Origin of the sequence: Nocardia otitidiscaviarum (assembly GCF_007362295.1) — a bacterium.
Lineage (GTDB): Bacteria > Actinomycetota > Actinomycetes > Mycobacteriales > Mycobacteriaceae > Nocardia > Nocardia otitidiscaviarum.
On sequence record NZ_CP041695.1, the window covers coordinates 3,182,650 to 3,194,552 of the forward strand.

Below are 11,903 nucleotides of genomic sequence, written 5' to 3' on the forward strand. Positions count from 1 at the left end.
TGTTTCGAGCCCTTCGCCGAATAGCAACGACGCGTTCCGCGGGACTCCCCGATCCACACCGGGAGCCGCCATGCCCAAGTGGACCACCGCCGACATCCCCGATCAGCACGGCCGGGTGCACATCGTGACCGGCGGCAACGGCGGTCTCGGCGCCGCCATCGCCCGGGCCCTGCACGATGCCGGAGCCCGGGTGATCCTGGCCTGCCGCAATATGACCAAGGCCGAGCGGGTCGCCCGCGAACTCGGCACGCGCGCCGAGGCCCGCCCGCTGGACCTGGCCGATCTCGCCTCGGTGCGCGCCTTCGCCGAGACCGTCGACCACGTCGATGTACTGGTCAACAACGCGGGCGTGATGGCGATCCCGTTCGAGCGCACCGTCGACGGCTTCGAAAAACAGCTCGGAACCAACTATCTCGGACATTTCGCCCTCACCGGGCTATTACTGGACCGGGTGCGCGATCGGGTGGTCTCGATGAGCAGTCACACCCATCTCATCGCCGGGCTGGATGTCGACGATCTGGATTGGCAGCGGCGCGGCTACCGGCGCTACGGCGCGTACGCGCAATCCAAACTGGCCAATCTGCTGTTCGCCTACGAATTGCAGCGGCGACTCGACGCGGCGGGTGCGCCGGTGCTGTCGGTCGCCGCGCATCCCGGATATGCCGAGACCGATATCGTCACCCGCAGCGGGACACTGCTGCGATTCGTCACCACATCGCTGCACCATCTGACCACCGCGCTGCCCTGGCTGAACCCGGGGCAGAGCCCCGAAATGGGCGCGCTGCCACTGCTGTTCGCGGCGACCGCCGAGGTCGAGCCGGGTGGATACTACGGCCCGAACAGACTATTCGGTTTGCGTGGATATCCGATGCGAACCTCGTCGAGTCACGCCTCCTACGATCGTGAACTCGCCCAACGACTCTGGGAGCGGTCCGAGAAGCTCACCGATGTGCGGTTCGATTTCGCCCATTTCGGACCTCGGTGAGGAATCACTCAGCGGAGGTGTCGGCCTTCGGGCGGGTCACCCGCTAGCCTGGCGACATGCCAGCAAACACCCGGTATCTCAGTGATCCGCCTTGCAGTCGATGCAAATCCGGCGCGACCTCGGGTAAGGGTGGGTGCGGATCATGACCACGGTCAGCGCATTCGAACCTTCGGTGAAGAACGGGCTACCGCGCACCGACGCCCACGTCATCGCCCTGTGCAATCAGAAGGGCGGCGTCGGCAAGACCACCTCCACCATCAATCTCGGTGCCGCACTCGCCGAAACCGGTTTACGCGTCCTGCTGGTGGACCTCGATCCGCAGGGGGCGCTGTCCGCCGGGTTGGGGGTGCCACCGCACGACCTGAATGTGACGATCTACGACCTGCTCGGCAAGTCGGGACCGCCGGTCGACGAGGTGGTGATGCCGACCCGGGTCGACAATATGCACCTGCTGCCCAGCAATATCGATCTGTCCGCGGCGGAGATCCAGTTGGTCAACGAGGTCGGTCGGGAACAGTCGCTGGGGCGGGTGCTGGACCCGATCCGGGACCGCTACGACTACATCCTCGTCGACTGCCAGCCCTCCCTGAGCCTGCTCACCGTCAACGCGCTGGCCTGCGCCGACGGGGTGATCATCCCGATGGAGTGCGAGTTCTTCTCGCTGCGCGGCCTGGCCCTGCTGACCGACACCATGGAGAAGGTGCGCGAGCGGCTGAATCCGAAACTCAGTCTCTCGGGCATCGTGGTCACCATGTTCGACGGACGCCTGCTGCACTCGCGACAGGTCATGGCCCGGGTGGGCGAGGTCTTCGGCGACCGCGTCTACGACACCGTCATCTCCCGCACGGTCCGGTTCCCCGACGCCACCATCGCCGGGGAACCCATCACCACCTGGGCACCCCGCTCGTCGGGGGCCGATCAGTATCGGGCGCTGGCCCGCGAGGTGATTCAACGTACGAACCGCTGACTCGCGCGGCGGGCCCGGCGCGGGCGCACCACCAGCAGTGCGCCCAGCGCCAGCGCCGCGCCGAGCCACAGCACGCTGCCCACCCCGAGCCCGTTCACGGCCAGACCGCCGAACAGCGCGCCGAATGCGATGGACAGGTTGAAGGCCGAGACGTACATCGACGACGCGGCCTCCGGATCCCGCGGCGCGGTGTCGAGAATCCAGGTCTGGAAGGTGACGGGCACCGCACCGTAGCCCAGACCCCAGACGACGAGGGTGACCGCCGCCGTCGCGGCGGTGTGGTCGACGGTCAGCAGGGTCAGCATGCCCACGGCCAGCAGCACCGCCAGACCGCCGACGGTGTGCCGCAGGTACTTCGCGATGAGCGCTCCGGCGATGAAGTTGCCGCAGATGCCCGCGATGCCGAAGGCCAGCAGTAGCGCGCCGATCACGCCGTCGTCAACGCCGTGCGACAGCAGCACGGGGCGGACGAAGGTATAGGCCAGGAAGTGCCCGGTAACGACCAGGAAGGTCAGCGCGATTCCGGCTCGGACGCCCGCGTTGGTGGTGAGCACCCGCGGCAGATCGCCGAGGACGAGGGTGCGCTGTGCGGGCACGTTCGGCATGAGCAGCACGATGCAGACCAGGGAGGTCAGGCCGAGTACGCCGACGGCGGCGAAGGCGACTCGCCAGCCGCTCAGGTCGCCGAGCAGTGTGCCGGTGGGAACGCCCAGGACCGAGGCGGTCTCGACACCGCCGAAGATGACCGCCGTGGCCCGCGTGACATGACGCGGCGGCACCAGGCGCAGTGCGATGCCACCCGCCAGGGCCCAGAAGCCGCCGACGCTGACGCCGATGAGCACCCGCGCGAGCAGGATCAGGGTGAAGTCGGTGGCGAACGCGGACGCCAGATTCGCCGCACCGACCATGCCGACCAGAACGGCGAGCACGACGCGCCGGTCGATCCGGCCCGTCGCGAGGGTGACCAGCGGTGCGGAGACCGCGGCGACCAAGCCGGGGACAGTGACCATCAGTCCCGCGACGCCCGCCGAGACCCGCAGGTCGGCGGCGACCGGAGTGAGCAGGCCGACCGGTAGGAGTTCGGAGGTCATGAGGGCGAAGATGCCCAGGGTGACGGCCGCGACGGCCGACCATCCGCGCACCGCCGACGGAGTGTCGGCGGTGTCGGAAGTCGCGATGAGAGACATGGCGGCACAGTTCCTTTCGGGATGAGCATGGTGCGGGACGGACGGCCGTGGCATTCACGGTAGAAGTGACAATGACCCGGAGTAGGGTGCAATCCTGTGCCGGATTCATGGGTCAATCGTGAAGGGGGTGCGGGCACCGATCTGCATCTGGAGCTCAGCGGCCGGGGTAGTCGCCGCGCCCAGGTGATGGAGGCGCTGCGGGAGGCCGTTCGCTCGGGACGTCTGGCCCCGGGCACCCGGCTGCCGCCCTACCGCGGCCTCGCCCTCGATCTCGGAATCGCCCGCAATACCGTGGCCGACGCGTATGCCGAACTGGTGGCGGAGGGCTGGCTCACGGCGCGGGTGGGGTCGGGCACCCGGGTGGCCGAGCGCGCCGTACCTCGCGAACCCGAGCAGCCGCACCGGATCTCGCCACCGCGGCGCCGCCTCGGTCACGACCTGCTGCCGAGTTCGCCCGATGCGGCGGCGTTCCCGCGCACGGCTTGGCTCGCCTCCGCCCGGCGCGCGCTGGCGGCCGCGCCGAACGACGCCTTCGGCGTGGGTGATCCGCGAGGCCGCCCCGAACTACGGGCGGCGCTGGTGGAATATCTCGCGCGGGCGCGCGGAGTGCGGGCCGACAGCGACCGGGTGATCGTCTGTTCGGGCTTCGCGGAGGGGCTGCGGCTGCTCGGTGCGATCCTGCCCGGACCGGTGGCCGTGGAGTCCTACGGTCTGGGATTCCACCGGGAGATCCTGCACGAGTGCGGATTGCGCACGATTCCGCTGCCGGTCGACGCCCACGGTGCCCGGATCGCCGGACTTCCCGACACCGAGGCCACCGCGGCACTGCTCACCCCCGCGCACCAGTTTCCGACCGGCGGCCCGCTCCATCCGGAACGTCGTGCGGCCGCGGTCGATTGGGCTCGCGCCCGCGGGGCGCTACTGCTCGAGGACGACTACGACGGCGAATTCCGCTACGACCGGGAACCGGTCGGCGCGGTCCAGGGCCTCGACCCCGACCGGGTGGTGTATTTCGGGTCCACCAGCAAGAGCCTCTCCCCCGCATTGCGCCTGGGCTGGCTGGTCGTGCCCGCCCGGCTGGTCGACGCCGTGCTCGCCGCCAAGGGGCCGCGGGAGCTGTCCACCGGTGTCATCGATCAGCTCACCCTCGCCGATTTCCTGACCTCCGGCCGCTACGACAGCCACCTGCGCCGCATGCGTGCCGTCTACCGTCGTCGCCGGGACCTGTTGACCCGCATCCTCGCCGAGCGCTTCCCGCATATTCGGGTCGGCGGCATCGCGGCGGGTATGCACGCCGTCCTCGAACTGCCGGACGGCACCGAGGAGTCCACCCTGCGCGCGGCCCACCGCCTCGGCCTGGCACTCGACGGGTTCCGGTCCTACCGTCACCCGGACAGCACCATGCCACCACGCGACGGCCTCGTGATCGGCTACGGCACCCCGCCCGAGCACGCCTATGCCGCCGCGCTCGACGCGCTGTGCCGGGCCCTGCCGACGTGAGCTGCCCAGCGCCGCATGAGCTACACGAAGCCCCATGAGCTACACGAAGCCGTCTGCGTGACACCGAGCCGTTTGCGCTACACCGAGCCGTTTGCGCTACACCGAGCCGCGCGGGCTACTCCGTGGTCGTTCCGGCGCAGCGCGATCGGTAGTCGGTCAGATCGAGCACCTCGGCGAAACGGCCACAGCGCGGCTCGCTCGCGGCCAAGCGCACCGCCGCGGCCAGCAGGTCCATCCCGTGCGCGGCCAGCAGTTCCATTCCGGCCGAATCCTCGGATCGCAGGTCGATCAGATCCCGGAAGAAGCGCCCGACGACGCCCACCGCCCCGGTGCCGGGCAGCGGCACACCGGTTCGAATCTCATTGGGGCGCAAACCCGTCCGCTCGAGGATCGGCTCGAGGGGCACCTGCGCGACAATGCGGTCCCAGCAGTCGTCCACGCAGACGGTATAGGGCCGTCCGGTATCGAGCAGGTACATCTCGCCCGGATGCGGTCCGGGTACCCGCTCCCCCTGCTCGAGCCAGCCCGGCGCACCGCCGCACTGGATGACGGCGAACAGCATCGGCTCATCGGACAGCGCCACCAGCCGACGGGTGCGACGAGCCACCTGGGCACTGGCCCGGACACGGGACAGGGTGAGATCCCCGAACTGGGCCGCGTCCACGCGCCCGTGGAAATCCCCCAGGTGCACCGGCGAGACGGACATGGGCACATAGGCGGCGCTGACCGCCCCTTCCCACGCCTCGAACGCCTGCGCCGCGGATACCCCCGCCGAGGTCCTCACATCGATCACGCCGCGACCGGTCGAGTCAACCACGCTTCCATTGTGGCAGCCGCGGCGCTCATAACCAGCCGGTTGCCCACTGCAATATCAGACAACTGACCGACAGCACCACGGCGAGGATGCCGCCGAAGAGCAGTGGCCTGCCGCCACCAGCGCGAATGTGACTCCAGCTCAACGATGTTCCGATCGCGGCCAGCGCCGCGGCGATGAGCCAGGCGCTGACCGACCCGAGGGCCGCCGCCCATCCGGGCGGAATCAGGCCGGTGCTCGCGAGCGCCGAGGCCGCGACGAACAGCACCACGAACATCGGCACCGCCCGCCAGGGCGTGGCGGCCCGCTCCGACCGCCGGACGGTCAGGTGCACACCGAGGCACAGCGGCACGATGAGCAGACTGCGCACCATCTTCACGGTGATCGCGAACTGCGCGGCGGCCGGGCCGAAGATCACCCCCGCCGCCACCACCGAGGAGGTGTCGTTGATGGCGGTGCCCGCCCAGAGCCCGAAGGACTGCTCCGACAGCCCGAGCGCGCTGCCCAGCGGCGGAAAGACCAGCACCGCGGCGATATTGAAGACGAAGATGGTGCCGAGGGCGTAGGCCAGTCGCTCCCGCTCCGGACGCAGCACCGCGGCCACGGCGGCGATGGCGGACGCGCCGCAGATGGCGGTGCCCGCCGCCACCAGAATGGCCGAGTCCCGCTCCAGTGCGAGCATCCGCCCGACCAGGACGGCGGTGACCGCACACACCAGCACGGTGCCGAGCAGCACCGCCGAGGTGCGGTGGCCGACGGCGAGCAAGGCCGGCAGCGGCAGGCCGAGGCCGAGCAGGACGATGGCGAGGGCCAGCAGGCGCTGTCGGGCGATGCGCAGGCCGGGGGCGAGGGCTCCCGCCTCCGCGACGGAACGTCGCCGCACCGCCCCGAACAGCGCTCCCGCGCCGAGAGCGAGAACCGGTGCGCCGACGGCGGGCAGTGCGTGACCGAGCATGGTGGCGATGGTGGCCAGCGCCAGCGCCAACGCGAGACCGGGCAGGGATTTGCGAATGGTGAGCACGCGATCACCCTGACGCGACCCGAAATAGGGCGGTAGCCACTGAAATTCGACAAGCTCATAAGCGGGACTCATGAGCTGCCGGTACTTCGCCCACCGAATCCCGTCGATACGGTCCGCTGCCGTGTAGTCAACTGGTAATACTCACCGGCGCGCAAGAGTTTTCGCAGGTGAGGGTGTTTTCTCGGGAACCGTAACTGGCGTAACGAGCCGGTAATTACTCGAAACGTCGAATGTAACCAGCCGTTTCCACCATGTGCTGCATGACAGGCAAGACGTATTCCGGACAGCCGGATCGCGGCGGTGTGGTGAATTCCGCGACCGGCCGCCGTTCGGCTCCCGCACGCCGCATTCGAGATATCCTGCGGGCCCGTATTCGCAGTGGCGTGTACGGAAATCGCCCACTGCCGTCGGAAACTCAACTGGCGGCGGATTTCGCCACCAGTCGCAATATCGTGCGCGACGCCCTCGCACTGCTGCGTGACGAGGGGATGGTCGATCGGGTGCCGGGTGCGGGCACCTTCGTGGTGGCCGACAAGGCCGTCCAGGGGCTGGACCGGCTGCGCGGGCTGGCGGAGACCTTCGACACCGGCAGTGACCGGGTGCTCAACACGGTGCTGCTGGCCGAGGTGGTGCCCGCGACCCCGATGGTGGCCGAACGCCTCGAACTGGAGCCGGAGACACCGGTGGTCGCGCTGGAACGGCTGCGCTGCCTCGACGGCGTGCCGCTGTCCCTGGATGCCAGCTATCTCACCGCCGACGTCGGTGCTCCGCTGCTGGAGCTCGATCTCACCGGCTGCGATGTCTTCCGGCTGCTGGAGGCCGAACTCGGGCTGCCGCTGGGCTCGGCCGCCATCTCCATCGAAGCCGTCGCGGCCGATCCGACCGTGGCCGGACTGCTGGCGGTGCGGCCCGGATCGCCGCTTCTGTTGATGGAGCGGCTCACCTACACCGATTCCGGCCGACCCATCGACCTCGAATACGTCCGCTACCGCGGCGACCGATTCTCGCTGTCGGGCCGTCTGCATCGCGCACCCGTCACACCGAATCGCGGTGTGACCGAACCGCTGGAAAGGATCTGAGATGGCCGCGAATATCCCGCCGGTGACCCACCGGCAGGAACTGACCTGCGACGTACTGGTGATCGGCGGCGGCACGGCGGGCACCATGGCCGCACTCACCGCCGCCCGCCGCGGCGCGAACGTGCTGCTGCTGGAGAAGGCGCACGTCCGCCACTCCGGCGCGCTGGCCATGGGGATGGACGGCGTCAACAACGCCGTGGTGCCGGGCAAGGCCAGTCCGGAGGACTACGTCGCCGACATCACCATCGCCAATGACGGCATCGTCAACCAGCGCACCGTGTATCGGACCGCCACCCGCGGTTTCGAGATGGTGCAGCGGCTGGAGGGCTACGGCGTCAAATTCGAGAAGGACGAGCACGGCGAGTACGCGGTGCGCAAGGTGCACCGCTCCGGCAGCTACGTGCTGCCGATGCCGGAGGGGCGCGATGTCAAGAAGGTGCTCTACCGCACGCTGCGCGCCCGCGACGTGCGCGCCAAGGTCACCATCAGCAACCGGGTGATGCCGGTGCGGGTGCTCACCGTGGGCGGGCGCGCGGTGGGCGCGGTCGGGTTCGATACCAGGACAGGGGAATTCGTCACGGTGTCGGCGGGCGCGGTGATCCTGGCGGCCGGGGCCTGTGGGCGGCTGGGGCTGCCCGCGAGCGGTTACCTGTACGGCACCTACGAGAACCCCACCAATGCGGGCGACGGCTACGCCATGGCCTACCACGCGGGCGCGGAACTCTCCGGCATCGAGTGTTTCCAGATCAATCCGCTCATCAAGGACTACAACGGCCCGGCCTGCGCGTACGTCGCCAATCCGTTCGGCGGCTACCAGGTCAATGCCGAGGGCAATCGCTTCGTGGACTGCGACTACTGGTCCGGGCAGATGATGGCCGAGGTCAAACGCGAACTCGACAGCGCGCGGGGGCCGATCTACCTGAAGCTCAGCCATCTGCCCGATGCCACCATCCGCCAGATCGAGGGCATACTGCACACCACCGAACGGCCCACCCGCGGCACCTTCCACGCCGGCCGCGGCACCGACTACCGCACCCGCGACATCGAGATGCACATCTCCGAGATCGGTTTGTGCAGTGGGCATTCCGCGTCCGGAGTCTGGGTGGACGAGTACGCGGCCACCACGGTGCCCGGCCTCTACGCCGCCGGGGACATGGCACTGGTGCCGCACAACTACATGATCGGGGCCTTCGTCTACGGCGATATCGCCGGTGAGAGCGCCAGCGACTACGCGGCCGGGGCCGCGCATCCGGCGCTGCCGGAGGATCAGATCGAGGCGGCGCACGCCCTCATCTACCGTCCGCTGAGCAATCCGGACGGGCCGCCGCAGCAGCAGGTCGAATACAAGCTGCGCCGCTTCGTCAACGACTATCTGCAACCGCCGAAGTCCCAGCGCTACCTGACTCTCGGGCTCGAGGCGTTCGAGCGCATGCGCACCGATATCGACCGGATGGGCGCGCGCACCCCGCACGAACTGATGCGCTGCGCGGAGGTGACCTTCATCCGGGACTGCGCCGAGATGGCGGCGCGGGCATCGTTGCGCCGGACCGAGAGCCGCTGGGGTCTGTACCACCAGCGCGCCGATACTCCGGAACGCGATGACGCCGCATGGTTCTGCCACCTGAACCTCTTCCGGGACGACACCGGCGCGATGGCCTTCCGCACCCGGCCGGTGGCTCCCTACATCGTGCCGGTGCCCGGCTTCGTCCGCCCCGACGGCGTCGCCGATGTGGCGGCCCCTGTGCTCGCCGGTGCCTGGAGCTGCCGATGAGCGCGCGGCTGCTGGCACTCGTGGAGCTGGCCGAGGAGTGTCCGGAGCTGTCCGAACTGCGCCCCTACCTGGACGATTCGGATCCCGAGGTGCGGCGGACCGCGCTGTCGGTGCTGAGCGAGACCACCGAGGAGTGGGCAGACTCCGCGCCGATCATCGCGCGCGGCCTCACCGATCCGGACGGTTCCGTGCGGCGCACCGCCATCGGGCTGCTCACCGAACTCGTCGAAGTGCTGGTTCCCGGAACGGAATTCGACGCGGCGCTGCGGGAGGCCGCCGTCACGGCCGCCGACGCGGAGGTGCGCGCCGCCGCCATCGAGGCGCTGTGGCGGCATCGGCGCACCGATGCTCACGAACTGTTCGGATGGTTCACCGACGCCGATCCGACGGTACGGCTGGCCGTGATCGGCGGGCTCACCTCGGTGGACGCGCTGGAACACCTGCACACGGCCGCCGCCGACGCGGTCGCGCTGGTGCGCATCGGCGTCGCCAAAGGTATTGCGGCGGTCAGTGATCCGCGTGGTTCGGCCACCCTGGTCACCCTGGCCGCCGATCCCGATCCGCTGGTGCGGGCCGCCGCGCTGACCGGCCTGGCCCACACCGGCTGCGGTGACGAGGCGGCGGCACTCGCGGTCGCCGCGCTCACCGATCCGGCCTGGCAGGTCCGCCAGGGCGCGGCCGTCGCGCTGGCGGTGGCCGACCCCGATATCGCCGCGCCCGCACTGGTGGCCGCGGTGACCGATCCCAATCTCGACGTGCGCAAGGCGGCCGTGCGCGGTCTCGCCGAACGCATCGCCGCCCACCCGGAGGTCGTCGCCGCCCTCCGCACCGCCCTGGAGGACCCGGACGCCGATGTCCGCGCCTTCGCCCGCATCGGCATCGCCAACTCCGGAAAGGAACTCTGATGGCCCAGGCATCCACCCGCCTCGACGTCCCCGTCTCGATCGACGAGGCGAAATGCATCGACGGCTGCACCCTCTGCGTCGACATGTGTCCGCTCGATTCGCTCGCCATCCACCCCGACACCGGCAAGGCGTACATGCACGTCGACGAATGCTGGTACTGCGGTCCCTGCGCGGCCCGCTGTCCGGTGGACGCGGTGACCGTCGACATCCCGTACCTGTTGCGCTGAGTCCGGCGGGAGCACAACGATGATGAGGACACCACGCACCCGTTTCGCCGCCCTGCTGCTCGGGGCGGTCAGCCTGGCGACCGCGCTCGCCGCCTGCGGATCCGACGCGGATCCCGATACCGTCGCCGTGAACATCGGCTATCAGTCCAAGACCATCAACACCGTCACCGCCGGTACCCTGCTGCGCGAATTGGGGTTGCTGGAAAGCAAACTCGCCGAGATCGGGGCGACCAACGGCAAGACCTACGAGGTCAGCTGGCACGACTTCGCCTCCGGTCCGCCGCTGACGGCCGAGATGATCGCGGGCAAGGTCCACATCGGGTCGATGGGTGACTATCCGCTGTCGGTCAATGGCGCGAAGACCGCCAAGCTGCCCGATGTGGCGACCCGGTGGGTCAGCACCACCGGCTACAACCTGCGCGGCTCGCTCAATCAGGTGGTGGTGCCGCTGTCGTCGACCGCCGAGGACATCGAGGATCTGCGCGGGCAGGTGGTGTCCACCAGCCTCGGATCCACCGCGCACGGCAATTTCGTGAGCGCCCTCGCCGCGGCGGGCATGTCCACGGAAGATGTGCGGCTGCTCGGCCAGGATCCGCCGGTGGGTGTGACCGCGTTGGAGACCGCGCAGGTCGCCGCGCTGGCCCAGTTCGTGCCGTTCCCGCAGCGGGTGATCTTCGCCGGACAGGGACGGCTGCTGCACGACGGGAACACCGGGGTGCCCACCTTTCACGGGGTGGTCGCCAACGAGCGCTACACCAGCGCGAATCCCGAAGTGCTGACCGCGTTTCTGGAGGCGCAGCGGGAGGCCACCGAGTACCTCTACGACAATCCGCTGGAGGCCGCCGTCCGGGTCGCCGACGCCACCGGGCTGCCGCCGGAGGTCGTCTACCTCTACAACGGACCCAACGGCGTGGTCACCTTCGATCTCACCATCAAACCGGAGCTGATCGCCGCGGTCGAGACCGGGCTGCCGTTCCTGAAGGAACTCGGCGCGCTCGAGGACCTCGACCTGGCGTCGTTCGTCGACACCGGTGCGCTCGAGCAGCTCTATGGCGGTGAATACGAGAGCGCCACCGCCTCGCTCACCAATCCCGCCGCCATCACCGGCACCGACGCGGTGTGCGGGCTGCCGGTGGACGATCCGGCGACCGCCTCGGAGGCGTGGCCCGCCGATGCCGACCGCACCAGCGTGGCCGCCACCCCGACCTGTCTGCTGCGCCTGGTCGCGGCCGGTGGCGAATTCCGGGCCCTGTACGTGCCCGACGCCGGGTCCGGCACCCGCATCTTCGGGCAGTACGCCAGCTGGGTGCTCGATCCAGCGGCCGCGCCCGAACAGCGGCTGCTGCCGTTCGGCGCGATCGGCGACGCCCGCGCCTACGCCGCCGCACACCCCGGCACCACGGTGCTCGACTACCAGGCCGCGCTGGCCGCGACCGCCTCCGATTGA

9 protein-coding genes and 1 pseudogene are annotated in these 11,903 nt (G+C 69.5%); 7 read left to right on the plus strand and 3 right to left on the minus strand.

Features of this window, described 5'->3' with window-relative positions:
• Positions 1-70 precede the first annotated feature (70 nt).
• Both FOH10_RS14035 and FOH10_RS14040 read left to right on the plus strand, forming a co-directional pair.
• The gene (locus tag FOH10_RS14035; protein WP_143981037.1) at positions 71-985 is read left to right on the plus strand and encodes an oxidoreductase; all 915 of its coding nucleotides are present in this window, start codon (positions 71-73) and stop codon (positions 983-985) included.
• A 142-nt stretch (positions 986-1,127) separates the two neighbouring features.
• Positions 1,128-1,952 carry a ParA family protein gene (locus tag FOH10_RS14040; protein WP_143981038.1) on the plus strand — a complete coding sequence of 275 codons (825 nt, stop codon included), beginning with the start codon at positions 1,128-1,130 and terminating at the stop codon, positions 1,950-1,952.
• Here the strand turns inward: FOH10_RS14040 and FOH10_RS14045 are convergent.
• Positions 1,934-3,139, minus strand: coding sequence for an MFS transporter (locus FOH10_RS14045; protein WP_143981039.1), 1,206 nt, complete (start codon positions 3,137-3,139; stop codon positions 1,934-1,936). The two genes, FOH10_RS14040 and FOH10_RS14045, sit on opposite strands and share 19 nt — an antisense overlap.
• Before the next feature lie 96 nt (positions 3,140-3,235).
• Here FOH10_RS14045 and pdxR point away from each other — a divergent pair, with 96 nt between their 5' ends.
• Positions 3,236-4,639 carry a MocR-like pyridoxine biosynthesis transcription factor PdxR gene (gene pdxR / locus FOH10_RS14050; RefSeq protein WP_244961978.1) on the plus strand — a complete coding sequence of 468 codons (1,404 nt, stop codon included), beginning with the start codon at positions 3,236-3,238 and terminating at the stop codon, positions 4,637-4,639.
• A gap of 115 nt (positions 4,640-4,754) precedes the next feature.
• Here pdxR and FOH10_RS14055 read toward each other — a convergent pair whose 3' ends face one another.
• Positions 4,755-5,456: a cupin domain-containing protein gene (locus tag FOH10_RS14055; protein ID WP_143981040.1), complete on the minus strand. Its 702-nt coding sequence runs from the start codon at positions 5,454-5,456 to the stop codon at positions 4,755-4,757.
• A gap of 25 nt (positions 5,457-5,481) precedes the next feature.
• On the minus strand, positions 5,482-6,474 hold the full coding sequence (locus FOH10_RS14060) for a YeiH family protein (protein WP_143981041.1): 993 nt from the start codon (positions 6,472-6,474) through the stop codon (positions 5,482-5,484).
• A 260-nt stretch (positions 6,475-6,734) separates the two neighbouring features.
• Here FOH10_RS14060 and FOH10_RS14065 point away from each other — a divergent pair, with 260 nt between their 5' ends.
• From FOH10_RS14065 to FOH10_RS14080, 4 genes and pseudogenes are all read left to right on the plus strand, one after another.
• The gene (locus tag FOH10_RS14065; RefSeq protein ID WP_081592431.1) at positions 6,735-7,553 is read left to right on the plus strand and encodes a GntR family transcriptional regulator; all 819 of its coding nucleotides are present in this window, start codon (positions 6,735-6,737) and stop codon (positions 7,551-7,553) included.
• Position 7,554: 1 nt separating this feature from the next.
• Positions 7,555-10,229, plus strand: a pseudogene (locus FOH10_RS14070) (fumarate reductase/succinate dehydrogenase flavoprotein subunit).
• The gene (locus FOH10_RS14075) at positions 10,229-10,456 is read left to right on the plus strand and encodes a 4Fe-4S dicluster domain-containing protein (RefSeq protein ID WP_029927417.1); all 228 of its coding nucleotides are present in this window, start codon (positions 10,229-10,231) and stop codon (positions 10,454-10,456) included. The pseudogene FOH10_RS14070 and the gene FOH10_RS14075 overlap by 1 nt, the downstream one beginning before the upstream one ends.
• A gap of 19 nt (positions 10,457-10,475) precedes the next feature.
• Complete coding sequence (locus FOH10_RS14080; protein WP_143981042.1) at positions 10,476-11,903, plus strand: ABC transporter substrate-binding protein; 1,428 nt, start codon at positions 10,476-10,478, stop codon at positions 11,901-11,903.